The organism is Pararoseomonas baculiformis, from assembly GCF_017813395.1.
GTDB lineage: Bacteria > Pseudomonadota > Alphaproteobacteria > Acetobacterales > Acetobacteraceae > Roseomonas > Roseomonas baculiformis.
Map to the genome: position 1 here is coordinate 1 of NZ_JAGIZB010000007.1, position 18,019 is coordinate 18,019.

The window sequence follows — 18,019 nt, forward strand, 5'->3', positions numbered from 1 at the left end:
GGAACCAACACCCGCTCACGTCCGGGTTGCGCCCGTGCCAGCAGCCTGGCCATCCCGCGCCTCCAGAGCTCGTCAACCGACCACCCTGCTAACGCACAACGCCAGCCAGCTTTGCCGGCCTAGAAAAAAACCCCGGGGATCGCTCCCCGGGGTTTGTCGTTCAGGCCCGCGCCGATCAGTCGCTTGACTGGCGGACGCCCATGAACTGCAGCAGCAGCTGGAACAGGTTCACGAAGTTCAGGTAGAGGCCCAGGGCATCGAAGACCGAGCGCTTGGCCGCCTCGTCCGAACCCTCGGCATAGGCGTACTCGACATAGTCGTTCTTGATTCGCTGCGTGTCGTAGGCGGTAAGGCCGGTGAAGACCACCACGCCGATCACGCTGATCGCGAACTGCAGAGCCGAGCTGCCGATGAACATGTTCACCAGGCCGGCGATGAGGATGCCGATCAGGCCCATCATCAGGAAGCCGCCCATCCGCGTCAGGTCGGCCTTCGTCGTGTAGCCGTAGATGCTGACCGCAGCGAACATGCCGGCCGTCACGAAGAAGGTGCTGGCGATGGAAGCGCCGACATAGACGGCGAAGATATTCGCCATGCTGGCGCCCATCGCGACGCAGAAGGCCCAGAACAGAGCCTGGGTGGCGCCCTTGGACAGTCGGTTGATGCCGAAGGACAGCACCATCACGAAAGCCAGCGGGGCGAACATCGCGACGAAGCCCAGGATCGTCGGCTGCGTCGCCAGGCCGCGCGGCGTGCGCACGATGTTGAAGAACAGCTCGGCCAGCTGGGTGTTCGCGATGACATAGGCCGTGATGGCCGTCAGCGCGAGGCCGGAGGCCATCCAGTTATAAACGCGCAGCATATACGCGCGCAGGCCGGCATCCAGCGCCGCGGCATCGGTAGCGGCGCGGCCGAGCGGCTGCGTCCAGGCGGATGGACCGCCCTGGAACCGGTTGTCGGGACCGAAGGCCATGTTGTCGAAACTCCTCCTGGGAAAGGCACCCGCCTTCCCCCGTGCCGTTGATATATGGAATTCCTGTAATCCAAATCAAGCGGCAAGCTGCGGATGGCATCTGGTCGGCCGCTTGCGCCGCAGCCCTGCACCCGCGGCGGCCTTATGGGGCCTGAAGCCGCATCCCGGAACAGGCTATCACGGCCAGCGAGGCGGGTCGCTGCCCAAAGGCAGGGGCGGGCTCGTCCAACGCGCGGGCGTCCGCTCCAGGAGAGCAGCGTGGCGGACCGACGAAAGCCGGCCGAACGGCGTGGCGGCGTCCTCCATCAGCCCTGGCTCCAGCCCTGGCGCCGGTGCGGCAAGTCCTCCGGGAACCCGCCCAAGCCCACGGATCCATAGCCCGGTGCGCGCGAGGGAGATCTGCACATGCCAGCTCCCCCCTTCCTCCGCCCGCCGTGTCAGGGCGGCCAATGCGCCCAGCGCCATGAGGTAGCCTGCCCCATGGTCCAGCGCCTGGCAGGGCAAGGGCTTCGGCTGGCCCGGGGCACCGGCCGCCTCGGCCTCGGCCTCGTTGAAGCCGCTCGCCGTCTGCACCAGCGAATCGAAGCCGCGCCGCCCGGCCCAGGAACCCAGCCGGCCATAGGCGGAGAGGGAGACGCAGATGATGCCCGGGCGGAGTGCAGCCAGCGCTTCCGGCCCGAAGCCGCGCGTGGCCAGGGCGCCGGGGCGATAGCCCTGGATGAACAGGTCCGCCCCGCCCACCAGCCCCCGCAAGGCAGCCCGCCCGCTCTCGTCCCGCAGGTCCAGGGCGGTGGAGCGCTTACCCCGGCCCGTATCCACGACAAGGCTGGGGATCGAGGGCAAATGCGGGCCGGTGACCAGCATCACCTCCGCCCCATGGGCGGCCAAGACCCGGCCGCAGACCGGGCCTGCGATGATCCGGGTCAGCTCCACCGCGCGCAGCCCGGCCAGGGGCCGGTCGGCCAGTCGCGGCAGCGGCTCGGGCGGGGCGTCGCCGATCCGGGTGATCTCGATCACGGGAAGGGCGGCAACGGCCCGGCCCTGGGGATGGGCGTCCCATTCCTCGGAGCTGCGCATCATGGCGGCGGGCAGCCCCGCCGCGGCCGCGGCGTCTTCCAAACCCGGCGCCTCCCAGCCCTCCAGCGCCCGGGCCACGGCGGGCCGATCGTATTCCGCCCCCAGCAAGCGCAGGAAGCCGTCCCGGTGATGGGGAAAGTTGGTGTGGATCCGCACCCAGCGCCCGTCGCCGCAACGATAGGCCCCGGCGATCGCATCCCAGGGATCGCCGAGCGGGGCGCCATCCACGCGCATCAACTGCTCGCTGCGGAACTCCGCCAGGGCATGCCCGGCCTCGACCGTAACCCCCTGTGCCGGCCCGCCGCGGCGGCGGTGGATCTCCGCCGCGGCTAGGCCCACGGCACCGATCCCTGCCATCGCCGCCGTGGCCAGGCGGAAGGAGGAGGGAAGGACGGGATCCCCGCCGGCCAAAGTCACACGGGCCAGTGCCTCCGGCGCCAGCCCGACGCCCCGCCAGAGCCCCGACAAGACCTGATGCGGCGTTTCCATACGGAAGATGCGAGCATGGAAGCCACCGCACCGGCAATGCGTGGCGCCTGCGGCTCAGCCATGCTCCAGCGCATGATCCGCCAGCCGCGCGGCGTCGATGAAGGCGGCCAGCTTGGCTGCGTCCAGCCTCCCCCCGCTCCTCACCCCGGAGCAGAGATCGAGGCCGAAGGGGCGCACGCGCCGGATCGCCTCCCCCACATTGGCCGGGTTCAGCCCGCCCGCCAGGAAGACCGGCAGCGGGCTGGCCCGCACGAAGGCGGCGCTGACCTCCCAGTCATGCGCCCGCCCCGTGCCGCCAAGTTCCGGGATGGCGGCGCCGGGACGCCCGGAGTCGAGCAGGAAGGCATGCACATGCGGCGCGTAGCGCGGGATCAGCGCCAGGGCGTCCGGCCCCTCCACATGAATCACCTGCACGCGCCGCAGATCGGGCCGGAGTGCCGCGAGCTTCGCGGATTCGGCCGGGTCGATATGGGAGACGACCTGCACCGTGGAGGGCCGCGTGGCCTGGGCATGCGCGGCGATCCGCTCGGCCGTGACCTCCGAGGTCAGGAGGAAGGTGGAGACCGGCGGCGGCACCATGGCAGCCACCTCGGCGATCACCGCATCCGGGATAGGCCCTGGGCCGGAGGGCATGGCCCCGACCAGGCCCAGCGCATCCGCGCCGGCGGCGATCGCTGCCTCGGCTTCGGCGACGGAGGCGATGCAGCAGATCTTGATCCGGGTTCTCATTCCCGCCCCATGCCGACAGCCAGGTCTGGCATGCAACCCCGCGCGGCCAGCTGCGTTTCATCGCGCGGCCCTGTGCCGTTGGCGCGCTCACCGCGCAGCACAAGGGTTGGGAAAATCAGGCGGAGACCCGCAGACAGAAGGAGACCGAGTGCATCGGAAGGCTTCCCGGCCTCGATCACCCGTTTTTGTTCCTTCACTTAGGCTTGATCCAAGTTAAGCCGCCTTGCCTCTGAATAGAACAAAACAAGCATGCATGGGGAACGTTTGGGAACAGGCGAAATACAGATACTGCTGGTTGTGGTGCTGTATTAGAGTTCGCGGATGGTCCCCAGGGAAGCCGCGCTGGCTGCCTGGCGGGGCCGGGGTGCGGAAGCCTGGAGTCACAGCGTGCGTGTTGAGACAGTTTCGTGTGCGGGGTGCCGCGAGAGCCGCCTGGATTTCCCCTTCACGATGGCCTTCCAGCCGGTCATCGACCTGCACGAAAGCCGGATCGACTCCCATGAGGCACTGGTCCGTGGCCCTGCTGGAGAAGGTGCAGGCTCCATCCTGGCCAAGGTGAATGAGAGCAATCTCTACGCTTTCGACCAGGCCTGCCGGGTGAAGGCTATCGAGATGGCGTCGCGCCTCGGGCTCGATTGCCACCTCAACATCAACTTCCTGCCCAACGCCGTCTATGAGCCGCGCGCCTGCATTCGCCGCACCCTTGAGGCGGCCGCCAGCACCGGCTTCCCGCTGGACCGCCTCACCTTCGAGCTGACCGAGGATGAGCGCATCGCCGACGAGGCCCATATCCGCGGGATCATCGCCGAATACCGGCGCCACGGGTTTCGCATCGCGCTCGACGACTTCGGCACGGGCCATTCGGGGCTGGCACGCCTCGCCGCCCTCAAGCCGGACTGCGTGAAGCTGGACCGCGCCGTGGTGAAGGATTGCGACACGGATCGCGTGCGCCTCGCCATCGTCGCCAGCATGGTCGGGCTGGCGCGGGAGATCGGCATCAAGCTGGTGGTCGAAGGGGTGGAGCGGATCGGCGAGGTGGAGGCCCTCCGCGCCGCCGGCGTGCGCTACATGCAGGGCTTCTACTTCGCCCGCCCGGTCTTCGAAGGCATCGCGCGGGATGCCGATATCCCCTGGCCCGCGGCTTCCATGCAGACCTTGGGGCAGGCCTGAGGCCGAAGGCCCCCCGCCACCGGCGGGGGGACCGTTCCAGCCTATTCGTTCCGCAGCAGCGGCGCCGCCTTGGCCCGCAGTGCCAGCGCCGTCCCGGCATAGCCCATGGCCAGGGTCAACACGACGCAGAACAGGATCGTGCCGGCCAGGGTGCCCGGCAGGAAGGTCCAGTCCGCCCGCATCACGAAGCGCGTCACGCCCCAGGAAGCCGCGGTGCCCACCGCCGCCGCCACCAGCCCGGCCACGAGGCCGAGCAGGCCGAACTCCACCAGCCAAGCCCGGCGGATCTGCGCCCGCGTCGCGCCCAGCGTCTTCAGCACCACCGCGTCACGGATCCGCCGCCGCTGTCCGGCCGCCACCGCCCCGGCCAGCACCAGCAGCCCCGAAACCAGGGTGAGCGCCGCGGTGGAGGACAGCGCCGTGCCCAGCCGCCGCAGCAGCGCGCCCAGCGCTTCCAGCGCATCGCGGACGCGGATGCCGGTGACGTTGGGGAAGGCATCCGTCACGGCTCGCAGCAGCGCCGCATCCCGTGCCGGGTCGCCGCGCACCGTGGCGATATGCGTGTGCGGCGCCGCCTCCAGCAGGCCGGGCGAGGCGATCATGGTGAAGTTCAGCCCCAGGCCCCGCCACTCGATATCGCGGGTGGAGGTCACGCGCAGCGGGATGTCACGCCCCAGCACGTTCACCGTGATGGTGGAGCCGAGCCCGGCATTCCAGCCGCGCGCCAGCCGCTCATCCAGGGAAACCAGCGGCTCGCCCCGGTAATCCGGCGCCCACCACTGGCCCTGCACGATCCGCGTGCCCTCGGGCGGCTTGGCGGCATAGGTCAGGCCGCGATCACCGCGCAGCGCCCAGCGCGTATCCTCGGTGGCCTGCACCTGCTCCACCGGCACGCCGTTCACCGCGGAGATGCGCGCGCGCAGGGAGGGCACGCGCTTCACCTCCGTCACCCCCGGCACCCCCGCGGCGATGCGGTCGAACTCCGCCGTCTGGTCCGACTGCACGTCGATGAAGAAGAAGGAGGGTGCGGCGTCGGGCAGGCTCTCGCTGATCTGGTGGCGGAGATTGCCCTGGATCAACGCGATGGCAGCCAGGGTGGTCAGCCCGATGCCGAGCGAGACCAGCATCAGCGAGGTCGGTGCCCCGGGCCGGTGGAGATTGGCGAGCCCCAGCCGGAGCGAGGGATGGCTGCGCGCCGGGATGCGGCGCGCCACGGCCTGCAGCCCGGCCGCCGCGATGCGGAACAGCATCAAGGTGGCCAGCGCCGCGCCGCAGAAGGAAAGCGCGAAGCCCGGCCGCTCCGCCGTGCCCACCACCAGCGCCACCAGCACCGCCACCGCCGTGCCATTGGCCAGCAGCAGCCCGATCCGGGGCCGCGCGCCCGCCACGGGCTGGACATTGTCCCGGAACAGGGCCGCGCCGGGAATGTCCCGCGCCCGGCCCAGCGGCCAGAGAGCGAAGGAAAGGGCTGTCAGCATTCCATAGGTAGCCGCGAGAGCCAGCGGCAGCGGGTAGAAGCCAAGGCGTGGGGGCACGGGCAGCGCATCGGCCAGCGCCACGGCCGCCGCCCAGGTCAGGCCATAGCCCGCGACCAGCCCGATCACGATCCCCAGCAGCGCCAGCCCGACCACCTGGATCAGATAGGTGGCGAAGATCGCCCCTGCCGGCGCGCCCAGGCAGCGCAGCGTGGCGATGGTGCGCCCGCGCTGGTCCAGCCAGGAGCGAACGCCGGTTGCCACCCCGATCCCGCCCACCAGCAGCGCCGTCAGCCCCGCGAGAACGAGGAAGGAGGCGGCTTGGTCGAGGAAGCGGTTCACTCCCGGCTGGCCTTGCGAGGCCTCCCGCACCCGCCAGCCATGGTCGGCGAAGGGCTGGTTCCGCAGGGCGGATGCGAAGGCCGCTCCATCCCGCCCCGGCGGCAGGGCGGCGCGCATCTCATAGGTGACGAGGCTGCCCGGCTGCACCAGCCCCGCCGCCTCCAGCGCCGAGAGGGGGATCAGGGCGCGGGGGCCGAGCACGGCCGGCCCAGCCACCTTGTCCGGCTCCGACAGCAGCCCGCCGCGATAGCTGAAGCGCGCCTCGCCAATCCGCAGCTCGTCGCCGGGGCTCAGGCTCAGGCGCTGTGCCACGATGGGGTCCATCACCACCGGCGGCAGGCCATTCGCGCCAGCGCCCACCGGCCCTGGCGGGTCCAGCGCCACCTCTCCATAGAGAGGATAGGCGGCATCGGTCGCCTTTAGCTCGACCAGGGTCCGCTCGCCCGAGGGGGCGACGGCCATGGCGCGCATGAGCACCACCTCCGAGACGCGTCCGCCCTGCCCCTCGATCCAGGCCCGCGCTTCCGGCGGGAAGGGCCGGGAATTGGCCACGGCCACGTCGCCGCCCAGGAGGCGCGCCCCGTCGGCCGCAAGCCCCGCCTCCACCGCCGCGCGCAGCGTGCCCACGGCCGCGATCGCCGCCACGCCCAGGGCGAGGCAGGCCAGGACGATGCGCAGCCCCTTCACCCCGCCGCGCAGCTCCCGCCGCGCGAGGCGCCAGCCCAGGCTCCAGTTCCTCATGCGCGGGCGGCCCGGCTGTCGGAAACGATCCGCCCGTCCTCCACCCGCACCTGCCGCTCGCAACGCGCGGCGAGGGAGGGATCATGGGTGATGAGGACCAGCGTGGTGGAGAAGCGCTCCCGCAGGCCGAAGAGCAGGTCCATCACCATCTCGCCCGTGGCACGGTCCAGGTTGCCCGTGGGCTCATCCGCCAGCAGCAGGGCGGGCTCGGCCACGAAGGCGCGGGCCAGCGCCACGCGCTGCTGCTCGCCGCCCGAGAGCTGGCCGGGATAATGGGACAGCCGGTGACCCAGTCCCACGGACCGCAAGGCCTCCGCCGCGCGGTCGAAGGCGTCGGGGCGCCCGGCGAATTCCAGCGGGATCGCCACGTTCTCCAGCGCGGTCATGGTGGGAACGAGGTGGAAGGCCTGGAAGACGATGCCCAGATTGTCCCGGCGGAACCGGGCCAGCGCGTCTTCGTCCAGAACCGCCATGTCCTCCCCGGCCACATGCAGCGTGCCGCCCGTGGGCCGCTCCAGCCCCGCCAGCAGCATCAGCAGCGAAGTCTTGCCCGAGCCGGAGGGGCCGACGATGCCCACGGCTTCCCCGGGCTGCACCGAGAGATCGACGCCCCTGAGGATGTTGACCTCCCCCCCTGCCCCCACCACCCTGAAGGAAAGGGCGCGCGCATCGATCAGCGTCGTGCCCGAGTTGTCGCGATGGGCCGTCACATCCGTGGCGGCCGGGGATTGGGTCAGGGAGTCCGGCATGGTGGCGAGATTGGGGCGCCGGAGGCTCCTGGGTAGGGGTGCCGCCGGTTTCGTTCTGTGTCTGAACGGGATGGCCCTCGCCCAGGCCCCCCGTCCCGTGCGCCTGCTGATGCTGGGGGACAGCATCACCGCTGCCTACGGCCTGGCCCGCGGCGAGGGATTGCCCGCGAAGCTGGAAGCGGCGCTGCGTGCCAAGGGGCACGAGGTCACGGTGATCGATGCCGGGGTTTCCGGAGACACCACCGCGGGCGGCCGCGCCCGGCTGGACTGGGCCCTGGCCGAGCGGCCCGATGCCGTGATCGTGGCGCTGGGCGGCAATGACGGGCTGCGCGGGATCGAGCCCCGAAACAGCTATTCCAACCTGAAGGGCATCCTGGATGCGCTGAAGGCCCGCAACCTGCCCACCCTGCTGGCGGGCATGCTGGCCCCGCCGAACCTGGGCGCGGATTACGGCCGCGAATTCGCCGAGGTGTTCCAGACCCTTGCCCGCGAGAACCCCGATATCGTCTTCTACCCCTTCCTGCTGGAAGGGGTGGCGGGCGAAGCCGAGTTGAACCAGCCGGACCGCATCCATCCCAATCCGCGCGGCGTTGACGAAATGGTGCGCCGCATGGTGCCAGCCGTCGAAACCCTCCTCAGCAAGGTGAGGCCCGCCTAGAGCCATGGTCCGCCTCTTCGTTGCCCTGGCCCTGCCCGAGACGCTTCGGACGCAGCTCTCCATGCTCGCGGGCGGAATCCAGGGCGCCCGCTGGGTTCCGCCCGAAAACTACCACCTGACCCTGCGCTTCATCGGCGAGGTGGAGGGCTGGCGCGCCGATGAGGTGGACGAGGCCCTCTCGGCCATTCGCTGCCGCCCCTTCGAGCTCTCCCTGCGTGGCGTGGGCACCTTCGAGAAGGCGGGGAAGATCCAGACCCTCTGGGTGGGGGTGGAGAAGTCCGAGGGGCTGACCCATCTCCAGCAGAAGATCGAGACGGCCCTGCAGCGCATGGGGCTGGACCCCGAGCGCCGCCGCTTCGCCCCGCATGTCACCCTGGCGCGCACGGACAAGGCGCCGCCGGACAAGCTCGTCGCCTTCGTGCAGTCCCACAACCTGTTCCGCGCGCCGCCGGTGATGATGGAGCACTTCACGCTTTTCTCCTCCCGCCTGGGGAAGGAAAACCCGGTCTATGTGCCGGAGGTGGAATACGAGCTTGCCTGAGGGCTGACGCGCCCCGATCTTCGGGCGGACATGGCTCCACCGAAGATCGTCATCCTCACCGGCGCCGGGATCTCCCGCGAATCCGGCCTCCACACCTTCCGCGACCCGGATGGCATCTGGGCCCGCCACCGCATCGAGGATGTGGCGACGCCCGAAGCCTTCGCCCGCACGCCCGCGCTGGTGCAGGGCTTCTACAATGCCCGCCGCGCCCAGTTGCGCGATCCCGCCATCCGCCCCAACGCGGCGCATGAGGCCCTGGCCGAGCTGGATGCGCGCTGGCCCGGCGAGCTCCTCCTCGTCACCCAGAACGTGGACGACCTGCATGACCGCGCTGGCTCCCGCCGGCTGATTCACATGCATGGCGAGCTGGCCAAGGCCCGCTGCCTCCGCTGCGAGGGGGTGAGCCCAGCCCCCGGCGACCTTACCCCAGCTTCCACCTGCCCCGATTGCGACGCCGCCGGCAGCCTGCGTCCCCATGTGGTCTGGTTCGGGGAGATGCCGCTGGAGATGGAACGGATCGGGCAGGCGCTGGAGGGCTGCGACCTCTTCGTCTCCATCGGCACCTCCGGCGCGGTCTATCCTGCCGCCGGCTTCGTGCGGGAGGTGCGCCACCGGGCCGACACGCTGGAGCTGAACCTGGAACCCAGCGAAGGCAGCCATCTGTTCGACGAGGCCCGCCACGGCCCCGCCACCCAGCTCGTCCCAGCCTTCGTCCGGGACATGCTGGCGAGATGGGCCTGATCCGCCCCGCGCCGCCCGCCGCCCCGCCGGACAGCCCGGCCCGCGATCCCGGGCTGCCGCCCGGCGCGGGCATGGAGCAGGCCGCCGCAGCCGCCAGCGCCTGCACCCTCTGCGCGCCGCACCTGCCGCTCGGCCCCCGCCCGATCCACCAGCTGCATGCCAAGGCCCGGATCGTCATCACCAGCCAGGCGCCGGGCACCAAGGCCCATCTCTCCGGCATCCCCTTCGAGGACGCCTCGGGCGAGCGGCTGCGGGACTGGCTAGGCCTGGACAGGGACCGCTTCTACGACCCGACGCAGGTCGCCATCCTGCCCATGGGCATGTGTTACCCCGGCCACCTGCCCCGCGGCGGCGATGCGCCGCCCCGCCCGGAATGCGCGCCCACCTGGCACCCGCGCATCCTGCCCCTCTTCGCCCGGCCCCGGCTCCGCCTCCTGGTTGGGGCCCATGCCATCCGCTTCGTCCTCGGCCGCGGGATGCCCTTTGCCGAGCGCATCCGCCGTTATGCCGAGACACTGCCCGACCACTTTCCCCTGCCCCACCCTTCCTGGCGAACCCTTGTCTGGGCGAAGCGCAATCCCTGGTTCGATGCAGAGGTGATCCCCGCGCTACGGCAGGAGGTCGCGCGGGCCCTCGCGCCCACTGGGTGAGGCCTCCCCTCCCCTCGGCGCTTTGAACAGATGGTGGGGTCCGGGGAGCATCATGCTCCCCGGCGAGGGGTGCAGGGGAGCGGCGCTCCCCAGTGGACCGCCTTCAGGCCCCCGCCGAAAGATCCGCCATGACGGCCGGGACTTCCGCCAGGAGCTCGCGCGCCAGAAAGCCCAGCGGCCCGATGCGCCGCGCCAGCCGGTGCCCGGCCTCGGCATGAAGCCAGACAGCCCAGGCCGTGGCCTCGAAGACCGGCGTGCCGCGGGCGAGGAGGCCGGCGACGATGCCCGCGAGGGTATCGCCCGATCCTGAGGTGGCGAGGCCGACATGGCCGTGGTCACAGAGCATCGCCTGCCCCTCGGGCGCGACGACCCAGGTCTGCGCGCCCTTCATCGCCACCACGCAGCCCAGCTCCTGCGCCGCCCGGCGCCCCGCGGCCAGCGGATCGGCCGAGACGTCCTCCTTCGGGATGCCAAGCAGGCCCGCCATTTCCCCGGCATGGGGGGTGATGACGGCCCGCGGCGCGTGGGGGCGCAGCGCCTCCGGATGTCCGACGAGGCCGCTCATCCCGCCCGCATCCAGAACAAGGCCCCGGCCAGGCTCCAGGCTGCCGAGCAGCGCGCCGACAAGGGCCTCGGCGCCCTCGCCCGGCAGGCCCGGCCCGATCAGGAGGGAGGCACAGGCATTCAGCCGGGGGATCAGGGCGCGCGCGGCGCCGGGGGCGATGCGGCCTTCCCCCGTCTCCTCCAGCGCCATCACCAGCGCTTCCGGCATGGCCATGGCGAGATGCGGCGCCATCGAGCGCACCGTGGCCATGCGGAGCTTGCCGGCACCGGCGCGCAGCGCGCCCTCCCCGGCCAGGAGGACGGCGCCGGGCACCTCGGCGGAGCCGCCCACCACCAGCACCGTGCCACGCCGGGACTTGTCGTCATCCGCCGCGGGAAAGGGAAGCGGATGCGCCCGCAGCCAGGCCGGCGTGATCCGGCTCATGCGCCCACCGCCTTCGCGTCGGGCTCGGCCGTCACGGGCGTGCCCTCGCGCTGGAGCGGCGCGACGAAGTTGTAGCGGAGCAGCCTGAGCGACCCGGTGGCACCCGCGGCGGGATCGAAGCGGTATTCGGTGATGCCGCAATTCGGCACGTCGCCCTCGCGGTCGATGGCGAGGATCTCCTCCTCGGTCATGTTCTCCAGCAGGTAGCGCAGGCAGAGCACGACGACCTGATGCGCCACGATCAACACGCGGCGGCCACCATGGTGCAGGCTGATCGTGTCCAGCGCGGAACGCAGGCGCAGGATCACGTCGCACCAGGATTCGCCACCGGGCGGCCGGTGGTAGAACTTTCCGAGGATGCGGCGGAACTCAGCCTGGTCCGGCATGGACTCGCGGATGCCAAGGGTGGTCAGCCCGTCCAGCACGCCGAATTCCTTCTCGCGCAGGCGCTCGTCGATGACGAAGTCCTCCCGCGCGATGGGCAGGCCGCCCGCCTCATGCACCAGCGCCGCCGTCTGCCGCGCGCGGCGATAGGGCGAGCAGAGCACCACCTCCGGCCGCGCCGCTTCCGGCATGGCGGCGAACCAATGGCCGACCGAGCGCGACTGCGCCTCCCCCAGCGCGCTCAGCGGCACATCCACATCCCGCCCCTCCACCGCGATCCGGGCGGCCTTGGCCCGCATGGCCGCGTCCCGCGCTACATTCCCCGCGCTCTCGCCGTGGCGGAGGATCCAGAGCGTGTCCGGCCATCGCTGGGACGGCCTGGGATGGGCGTGTTCGGGCATGGGCGCTCCCCTCCTGCCGGAGCCCAACGCGGGCGGGCAGGGCGGGTTGGGGTGGGAGCGGATGGGATGGCCAAGGGCTGCGCCGCTTCCGGCGGGTGGCCCGATGGGCTGCGTTAGCCCTCGCCCTCCAGCCGCGCGATCCCTTCCTCGGAATAGCCGAAATGATGCGCGATCTCGTGGATCAGCACGTTCCGCACCAGCCGGAACAGGTCCTCGCCCGTTTCCACCCATTCCACCAGGATCGGCTCGCGGTAGAGCAGGATGGTGTCCGGCTCCATCGGCGCGTCGAGCACGGATTTCTCGGTCAGCGGCGTCCCGCGATAGAGGCCGGTCAGCTCCCAGGGATGCTCCAGGCCCAGTTCCGCCAGCGTCTCGTCGTCCGGTAGCTCCTCCACGAGGATGGCGGCGCCCCGCACGGCGTCGCGCAGCGGCTCCGGGATGGCGGCGAAGGCGCGCTCCGCCAGCTCGGCCAGGTCCTCGGCGGAAGGTGGGGCGCCCCAGCGCAGCTCGGTGTTCGTCATGGGCGTCAAGGGCGGCATAAGGATGCCCTGGTCAAGAGAAACCACCGGGACACCCATCATGGCCGAACCCCTCCCCGCCGCCCGCCGGCAGGAGCTTTCCACCCTTCTCCCGCTCTGGGGCATGGCCCCGGACCGGGACGCCATCCATCGCGCCTTCCGCTTCCGCGACTTCTCCGAGGCCTTCGGCTTCATGGCCCGTGTCGCCCTGCTCGCCGAGGCGCAGGACCACCATCCCGAATGGTCGAATGTATGGAACCGGGTGGAGATCACCCTCACCACCCATGATGCCGGCGGGCTGAGCGAGCGCGATATCCGGCTCGCCGCCTCCATCGACGCCCTGCTGGGCTGACAGCATCGTTGCGCGGCGGGGGCGGGCCGGGCAACCTTTCCCCTCAGCCGCCGAAAAAGGCGGATAGGAGGAAATGATGTCCCTTTCCCGCCGCGCCATCCTGGCGGCCCCCGCCATCCTGGCCGCCCGTCCGCTGCTGGCCCAGGGAACGAACTTCCCCTCCCGGGCCGTGCGGATGGTGGTGCCCTACACGCCCGGCGGTGTCTCGGACATCACCGCCCGCCTGATCGCGGAGCCGCTGGCCGCCCAGTGGGGGTACCCCGTGCCGGTGGAGAACCGCGCCGGGGCGGATGGCATCATCGGCACCGACGTGATCGCGAAATCCGCGCCGGACGGGCACACCCTCGGCCTCGTCTCGGTGGGCCACCCGGTCAACGCGGCCTTCTATCGGCTGCCCTATGACACGATGAAGGACTTCTCCTTCGTCACCCTCACCACCCGCACGCCGCTGGTGATCGTGGCGAGCAAGGGCTTCGCCGCCAGCACGCCGGCGGAACTCGTGGCCCGTGCCAAGTCGGGCGGGGCCGGCGGGCAGGTCACCTTCGCCGGCACTGGCGGCGTGGTGCGTCTCGCCCCCGTGCTCTTCGCCCAGCGCGCGGGGATAGAGCTGACCTACGTGCCCTATCGCGGCTCCACCCAGGCGCATCCGGACCTGATGGCGGGGCGCGTGGACATCATGTTCGACACGGTCCCGGCCGCCCTGCCCCATATCCAGTCCGGCGCCTTCAAGGCGCTGGCAACCACCGGGGCCGAGCGCGCGCCGCAGCTGCCGGACGTGCCGACGCTGGGCGAGGCCTTCATGCCGGGCTTCGAGGCGTCCACCTGGGGCATGGTGATCGGCCCGGCCAACATCCCGCAGCCCGTGCTGGCCAAGCTTTCCGCCGATTGCGGCGCGGCCGTGATGCGCCCCGATATCGCCGCCCGCCATGCCAATCTGGGCGCCGCGGTCACCCGCTCCACCCCGGAGGAAACCCGGCGCTTCGTCCAGGCGGAGCTGGACAAGTGGGGCGATGCGGCGCGCAAGGCCGGCATCCAGCCCCAATCCGCCTGACCCAGCGCCCTGGAGGGGCGGAGGTGCGGCGTGGCTAGCCGCTCCTCCCGCCCTGACGACAGGGGCAGCCGGGCGGTTTAGAAGCAGGCCATGCGGACCTACCCCTTCGTCACCGTCGATGTCTTCACGGATCGCCGCTTCGGCGGCAACCAGCTCGCCGTCTTTCCCGATGCGCGCGGCCTGTCGGATGCCGAGATGCAGAGCCTGGCGGCCGAGTTCAACCTGAGCGAGACGACCTTCGTCCTTCCGCCCGATGACCCGGCCCATACGGCACGCGTGCGGATCTTCACCCGCAAATACGAGATGCCCTTCGCGGGCCACCCGAATGTCGGGACCGGCTTCGTGCTGGCGCAGCGGAACGGCGGGGACCGGCTGGTTTTCGAGGAGATCGCAGGGCTGGTGGAGATCGCGGTGGAGCGCGACGCGGCGGGCGGCGTGACAGGCGCCACCATCGCCGCCCCGCAGCCGCTCTCCCTCGGCGAGCGATTCGCTCCCGCGGCCATCGCGGCCTGCGCGGGGCTGGAGGAAGCCGCCATCCGCAGCGCCGCGCATCCGCCGGTGCAGGCCGGCACGGGCAACAGCTTCATCCTGGCGGAATGCGCGCCGGAGGCCCTGTCCCGCGCGCAGCCGGATTTCGCCGCCTTCCGCGCCATGGCCGATGCACATCCCGGGCTGCAGGGGCGGGTTGGCCTCTATCTGTACGCACATGCCGGCCCAGGCGCCGTCCGGGCCCGGATGTTCGCGCCCCTGGGCGGCACGGTGGAGGACGCGGCCACGGGCAGCGCCGCAACGCCCCTCTCCGCCCTGCTCCTCTCCCTCTCGGACAGGGAGGAGGCCCGGCTGAATATCACCCAGGGCGTTGAAATGGGCCGCCCCAGCCTGCTCCGGACCAGCGCCCGGCGCGCGGCGGATGGTATCCGCGCCAGCGTGGGCGGGGGCTGCGTCCCCGTGCTGCGCGGCGAAGCGGTCCTCTGAGCCAGCCGGCCGGATGAGCCTGGAGGGTTCCTGCCAGCGATGCCACTCGATCACGAAGGCAACACGGGCCTGACGGCGGAAACGGAAGCGCTGCTGGCCGCCTGCCTCGATTCGGGCCGCTATCGCGACCGGGACGAGGCGCTGCGCGCTGCCCTGCGCCTGCTGAACGAGCAGGAATGCGGCGCGGGAGGTCCGGCCAGCGCCTTTCGCCTGGCCCTGGACGAGCGGCTGCGGGACCTTTCCGATCCGCTGGAAGCCATGGTGGCCGCGGCGGGCATGCTCGGCCGCGAGCTCGGCGCCGCCCGTGCGGGCTATGGGGAGATCGATGCCGCCGGCGAGGTGGTGCGGGTGGAGCGGGACTGGAGCGCGGGGCGCCTGCCGAGCCTGGCGGGGGAGGCCCGGCTGCTGGATGGCTTCGGGCCCGAGCTGATAAGGGAACTTCGCCGCGGCCGGATGCTGATGGTGCAGGACTGCCGGACCGACCCGCGCGCCGCCGGGGAGGACCGGGCCGCGGCCTGGGACAGCATCGGCACGCGCGCGCTGATCGTCGCGCCGCTGGTCAAAGGCGGGCGGCTGACCGCCATCCTCTATGTCCACGAGCCCGAGCCCCGCCGCTGGACTTCGGCCGAGGCGATGCTGGTGCGCGAGGTGGCCGAGCGGACCTGGGACGCGGTGGGCCGTGCCCGCGCGGAGGCGGCGCTGCGCGAGAGCGAGGAGCGCCACCGCACCCTGTTCGACCTGGCGCCCTTCGCCGTGATCATCGTCGATCCCGCCACGCATGCGGTGCTGGATGTGAATGCCTTCGCCTGCGACAGCTACGGCTACACGCGGGACGAATTCACCCGGCTCTCCATCGCCGATATCGACGCGCTGGGCGACTCCGGGGCCATCCGCGTGCGCGGCCGCGCGGGCATGATCAAACCGGGGCTGCAGAGCTTCGAGGCCCGGCACCGCCTGGCCTCGGGCGAGATCCGCGATGTGCTCGTGCGCGTGCAGGGAATCCGCCTGGGCGGGCGGGACGTGTCCTATGGCGCGCATCTCGACATCACCGACCGCAAGGCGGCCGATGCGGCGCTGCGCGCCAGCAATGCCCGTTTGCGCCTGGCGATCGAGGCGGCGCAGCTGAGCACCTGGGAGTTCGACCTCGTCGGCGGCACAGGCTCCCGCGCCGGACCGCTGGCGACGCATCTGCCCCTGGTGCCTTCCATGAACTTCACCACCGCGGATTGGGTCGCCTCCATCCACCCGGAGGACCAGGACAGGATCGAGCGGCTCTTCTGGGCGGTGGCGCGTGGGGAGGAACCCCGCTTTGCCGCCGAGTTCCGCGTGCGCCGCCCGGATGGGAGCTGGGCCTGGGTCAGCTCCTTCGGTGCCGTGGTGGAGCGCGATCCGGAGAATGACAGCCCCCGCCGCCTGGCGGGCGTGGCGCAGGACATCACCGAGCGCCGCGCGGCGGAGGAACGCCGGGCGCTCCTCATGCGCGAGGTGGACCACCGGGCCAAGAACGCGCTGGCCGTGGTGCAGGCCGCGCTCCGCCTGACCCGCGCGGAGGATGTCTCCTCCTATCGCCGCGCCATCGAGGGCAGGGTCGCCTCCATGGCCCGGGCCCAGACCCTGCTGGCCGAGGACCGCTGGGCTGGGGCCGCGCTGCGGGCGCTTCTGTTCGGGGAGATCGGCCCCTTCCTCGGCGGCGACGAGAGGCGCGCCACGCTGGAGGGAGCGCCGATCATTCTCCCGGCCCGCGCGGCGCAGCCCATCGCCATGGCGGTGCATGAGCTGGCGACGAATGCCGTGAAGCACGGCGCGCTCTCCGTCCGGGCCGGGCGGCTTGCCATCCACTGGAACCTTGAGGATGGCCCGGGCCACATGCTGCATCTGCGCTGGTGCGAACGGGGCGGGCCTCCCCTTTCCGGCCCGCCGCCCGGACGGGGCTTCGGCTCCCGCATGCTGGAGGGCACCATCCGCGGCCAGCTCGGCGGAACGGTGCGGATGGATTGGCAGGCCGAGGGGCTGGTCTGCGAGATGGCGATTCCCCTGAACCACGGTGGCGACCCGCTGGCCTAAGGGGTGTGCCGGCCGGAAGCCACCAGCCCCGGGCATCACGGACCAGGGACCCGCGCAGGGTCCTAACCGGCCAGCCCTGCCATGCGGCGCAGCTCCGCCGGGCTCCGCCCCGCGGCGCGGAGGGCCCGTAGCGCCACCGCGCCGTCACGCTTGGCCAGCCGCTTCCCATCCGGCCCCAACAGCAGGGGGTGGTGGCGATAGGCGGGCTCGGGCCAGCCCATCAGAACCTGGATCAGCCGGTGCAGGTCGGTCGCCGCCTTCAGGTCCTCTCCGCGCGTCACCAGCGTCACGCCCTGCAGCGCGTCGTCATGGGTGACGCAGAGATGATAGGAGGCCGGCGTGTCCTTGCGGGCGAGCACCGGATCTCCGAAGCGGGCGGGATCGCAGCGCAGCCGTCCCTCCCCCAGCTCCTCGAAGCTCGGCGGCCCGCCCGCCGTTTCCAGCGATGCCGCCATGTCCAGCCGTAGCGCATAAGGCGCCCCCGAGGCGATGCGCGCGGCACGCTCGGCCCCGGACAGGCGGCGGCAGGTTCCGGGATAGAGCATGCCCTCCGGCCCATGCGGCGCAGCCCCGATCGCGGCCACCTCCCGCGCGATCTCCCCGCGGGTGCAGAAGCAGGGATAGAGAAGGCCGCGGCCGGACAGGGAGTCCAGCACCGCCCGGTAATCGCCGAAATGCGCGGACTGCACGCGCGGCTCCCCGTCCCAGTTCAGGCCGAGCCAGGCCAGGTCCTCCAGAAGCGCCGCCGTGAAGTCCGGGCGGCAGCGCGTGCGATCGATATCCTCGATCCGCAGCAGGAAGCGGCCCCCGGCCTCCCGCGCCGCGCGCCAGGCGATGAGCGCGGAATGGGCGTGGCCCAGATGCAGGTAGCCCGTCGAGCTGGGCGCGAAGCGCGTGACGATGCCGTTGGAACGTGGTCTTGCTGCCATCGCGCCGGCCGGGTTAGCCGGG

18 protein-coding genes are annotated in these 18,019 nt (G+C 71.6%); 9 read left to right on the forward strand and 9 right to left on the reverse strand.

The features are described 5' to 3' along the window. Window positions 1–175: 175 nt before the first annotated feature. From J8J14_RS08650 to J8J14_RS08660, 3 genes are all read right to left on the reverse strand, one after another. Window positions 176–973, reverse strand: coding sequence for a Bax inhibitor-1/YccA family protein (locus J8J14_RS08650; protein ID WP_209379092.1), 798 nt, complete (start codon window positions 971–973; stop codon window positions 176–178). Between the two features lie 177 nt (window positions 974–1,150). Next, a complete protein-coding gene (locus tag J8J14_RS08655; RefSeq protein WP_245215593.1) occupies window positions 1,151–2,518 on the reverse strand; it encodes a CoA transferase in 1,368 nt (455 codons plus the stop codon). 75 nt (window positions 2,519–2,593) lie between these two features. Beyond that, window positions 2,594–3,268 (reverse strand): phosphoribosylanthranilate isomerase, encoded by a 675-nt coding sequence (locus J8J14_RS08660; RefSeq protein WP_209379094.1) that lies wholly within the window; start codon window positions 3,266–3,268, stop codon window positions 2,594–2,596. A 450-nt stretch (window positions 3,269–3,718) separates the two neighbouring features. Here J8J14_RS08660 and J8J14_RS08665 point away from each other — a divergent pair, with 450 nt between their 5' ends. Next, on the forward strand, window positions 3,719–4,438 hold the full coding sequence (locus tag J8J14_RS08665) for an EAL domain-containing protein (protein ID WP_245215594.1): 720 nt from the start codon (window positions 3,719–3,721) through the stop codon (window positions 4,436–4,438). A 41-nt stretch (window positions 4,439–4,479) separates the two neighbouring features. Here J8J14_RS08665 and J8J14_RS08670 read toward each other — a convergent pair whose 3' ends face one another. Then, window positions 4,480–6,996, reverse strand: coding sequence for an ABC transporter permease (locus tag J8J14_RS08670; RefSeq protein ID WP_209379096.1), 2,517 nt, complete (start codon window positions 6,994–6,996; stop codon window positions 4,480–4,482). Then, window positions 6,993–7,745 (reverse strand): ABC transporter ATP-binding protein, encoded by a 753-nt coding sequence (locus tag J8J14_RS08675; RefSeq protein WP_209379097.1) that lies wholly within the window; start codon window positions 7,743–7,745, stop codon window positions 6,993–6,995. Before J8J14_RS08675 ends, J8J14_RS08670 begins: the two co-directional genes overlap by 4 nt. Before the next feature lie 70 nt (window positions 7,746–7,815). Here J8J14_RS08675 and J8J14_RS08680 point away from each other — a divergent pair, with 70 nt between their 5' ends. The 4 genes from J8J14_RS08680 to J8J14_RS08695 are packed head-to-tail and all read left to right on the forward strand — an operon-like array spanning window position 7,816 to window position 10,335. Beyond that, window positions 7,816–8,403: an arylesterase gene (locus tag J8J14_RS08680; protein WP_245215595.1), complete on the forward strand. Its 588-nt coding sequence runs from the start codon at window positions 7,816–7,818 to the stop codon at window positions 8,401–8,403. Window positions 8,404–8,407: 4 nt separating this feature from the next. After that, window positions 8,408–8,944 (forward strand): RNA 2',3'-cyclic phosphodiesterase, encoded by a 537-nt coding sequence (gene thpR, locus J8J14_RS08685; RefSeq protein WP_209379099.1) that lies wholly within the window; start codon window positions 8,408–8,410, stop codon window positions 8,942–8,944. 30 nt (window positions 8,945–8,974) lie between these two features. Continuing rightward, a complete protein-coding gene (gene cobB / locus J8J14_RS08690; protein ID WP_209379100.1) occupies window positions 8,975–9,685 on the forward strand; it encodes a Sir2 family NAD+-dependent deacetylase in 711 nt (236 codons plus the stop codon). Then, window positions 9,676–10,335: a uracil-DNA glycosylase family protein gene (locus J8J14_RS08695; protein WP_456307510.1), complete on the forward strand. Its 660-nt coding sequence runs from the start codon at window positions 9,676–9,678 to the stop codon at window positions 10,333–10,335. The genes cobB and J8J14_RS08695 overlap by 10 nt, the downstream gene beginning before the upstream one ends. Window positions 10,336–10,438: 103 nt before the next feature. Here the strand turns inward: J8J14_RS08695 and J8J14_RS08700 are convergent, their stop codons facing one another. From J8J14_RS08700 to J8J14_RS08710, 3 genes are all read right to left on the reverse strand, one after another. Then, the gene (locus J8J14_RS08700; protein ID WP_209379101.1) at window positions 10,439–11,323 is read right to left on the reverse strand and encodes an NAD(P)H-hydrate dehydratase; all 885 of its coding nucleotides are present in this window, start codon (window positions 11,321–11,323) and stop codon (window positions 10,439–10,441) included. Further along, window positions 11,320–12,108, reverse strand: a complete 789-nt coding sequence (locus tag J8J14_RS08705; RefSeq protein WP_209379102.1) for a histidine phosphatase family protein — start codon at window positions 12,106–12,108, stop codon at window positions 11,320–11,322. The genes J8J14_RS08700 and J8J14_RS08705 overlap by 4 nt, the downstream gene beginning before the upstream one ends. Before the next feature lie 113 nt (window positions 12,109–12,221). Continuing rightward, window positions 12,222–12,629, reverse strand: a complete 408-nt coding sequence (locus J8J14_RS08710; protein WP_209379103.1) for a metallopeptidase family protein — start codon at window positions 12,627–12,629, stop codon at window positions 12,222–12,224. A gap of 58 nt (window positions 12,630–12,687) precedes the next feature. Between J8J14_RS08710 and J8J14_RS08715 the strand changes: the two genes are divergently transcribed. The 4 genes from J8J14_RS08715 (at window position 12,688) to J8J14_RS08730 (ending at window position 17,068) form a co-directional block, all read left to right on the forward strand. After that, window positions 12,688–12,978 (forward strand): 4a-hydroxytetrahydrobiopterin dehydratase, encoded by a 291-nt coding sequence (locus J8J14_RS08715; protein ID WP_209379104.1) that lies wholly within the window; start codon window positions 12,688–12,690, stop codon window positions 12,976–12,978. Between the two features lie 76 nt (window positions 12,979–13,054). Next, on the forward strand, window positions 13,055–14,029 hold the full coding sequence (locus J8J14_RS08720) for a tripartite tricarboxylate transporter substrate-binding protein (RefSeq protein ID WP_209379105.1): 975 nt from the start codon (window positions 13,055–13,057) through the stop codon (window positions 14,027–14,029). A 90-nt stretch (window positions 14,030–14,119) separates the two neighbouring features. After that, window positions 14,120–15,004 carry a PhzF family phenazine biosynthesis protein gene (locus J8J14_RS08725; RefSeq protein WP_209379106.1) on the forward strand — a complete coding sequence of 295 codons (885 nt, stop codon included), beginning with the start codon at window positions 14,120–14,122 and terminating at the stop codon, window positions 15,002–15,004. Window positions 15,005–15,043: 39 nt separating this feature from the next. Further along, window positions 15,044–17,068 (forward strand): PAS domain S-box protein, encoded by a 2,025-nt coding sequence (locus J8J14_RS08730; RefSeq protein WP_209379108.1) that lies wholly within the window; start codon window positions 15,044–15,046, stop codon window positions 17,066–17,068. Between the two features lie 62 nt (window positions 17,069–17,130). Here J8J14_RS08730 and gluQRS read toward each other — a convergent pair whose 3' ends face one another. Beyond that, window positions 17,131–17,997: a tRNA glutamyl-Q(34) synthetase GluQRS gene (gene gluQRS / locus J8J14_RS08735; RefSeq protein ID WP_209379109.1), complete on the reverse strand. Its 867-nt coding sequence runs from the start codon at window positions 17,995–17,997 to the stop codon at window positions 17,131–17,133. Window positions 17,998–18,019 lie beyond the last annotated feature (22 nt).

Bases quoted from the DNA above. Each gene is read 5' to 3' on its own strand.
- J8J14_RS08710 (WP_209379103.1), bottom strand. From the start codon at position 12,629: ATGACGAACACCGAGCTGCGCTGGGGCGCCCCACCTTCCGCCGAGGAC.
- J8J14_RS08715 (WP_209379104.1), top strand. From the start codon at position 12,688: ATGGCCGAACCCCTCCCCGCCGCCCGCCGGCAGGAGCTTTCCACCCTT.
- J8J14_RS08695 (WP_456307510.1), top strand. From the start codon at position 9,676: ATGGGCCTGATCCGCCCCGCGCCGCCCGCCGCCCCGCCGGACAGCCCG.
- J8J14_RS08700 (WP_209379101.1), bottom strand. From the start codon at position 11,323: ATGAGCCGGATCACGCCGGCCTGGCTGCGGGCGCATCCGCTTCCCTTT.
- J8J14_RS08720 (WP_209379105.1), top strand. From the start codon at position 13,055: ATGTCCCTTTCCCGCCGCGCCATCCTGGCGGCCCCCGCCATCCTGGCC.
- J8J14_RS08665 (WP_245215594.1), top strand. From the start codon at position 3,719: ATGGCCTTCCAGCCGGTCATCGACCTGCACGAAAGCCGGATCGACTCC.
- J8J14_RS08660 (WP_209379094.1), bottom strand. From the start codon at position 3,268: ATGAGAACCCGGATCAAGATCTGCTGCATCGCCTCCGTCGCCGAAGCC.
- J8J14_RS08670 (WP_209379096.1), bottom strand. From the start codon at position 6,996: ATGAGGAACTGGAGCCTGGGCTGGCGCCTCGCGCGGCGGGAGCTGCGC.
- J8J14_RS08650 (WP_209379092.1), bottom strand. From the start codon at position 973: ATGGCCTTCGGTCCCGACAACCGGTTCCAGGGCGGTCCATCCGCCTGG.
- J8J14_RS08675 (WP_209379097.1), bottom strand. From the start codon at position 7,745: ATGCCGGACTCCCTGACCCAATCCCCGGCCGCCACGGATGTGACGGCC.
- gluQRS (WP_209379109.1), bottom strand. From the start codon at position 17,997: ATGGCAGCAAGACCACGTTCCAACGGCATCGTCACGCGCTTCGCGCCC.
- cobB (WP_209379100.1), top strand. From the start codon at position 8,975: ATGGCTCCACCGAAGATCGTCATCCTCACCGGCGCCGGGATCTCCCGC.
- J8J14_RS08725 (WP_209379106.1), top strand. From the start codon at position 14,120: ATGCGGACCTACCCCTTCGTCACCGTCGATGTCTTCACGGATCGCCGC.
- J8J14_RS08730 (WP_209379108.1), top strand. From the start codon at position 15,044: ATGCCACTCGATCACGAAGGCAACACGGGCCTGACGGCGGAAACGGAA.
- J8J14_RS08680 (WP_245215595.1), top strand. From the start codon at position 7,816: ATGGCCCTCGCCCAGGCCCCCCGTCCCGTGCGCCTGCTGATGCTGGGG.
- thpR (WP_209379099.1), top strand. From the start codon at position 8,408: ATGGTCCGCCTCTTCGTTGCCCTGGCCCTGCCCGAGACGCTTCGGACG.
- J8J14_RS08705 (WP_209379102.1), bottom strand. From the start codon at position 12,108: ATGCCCGAACACGCCCATCCCAGGCCGTCCCAGCGATGGCCGGACACG.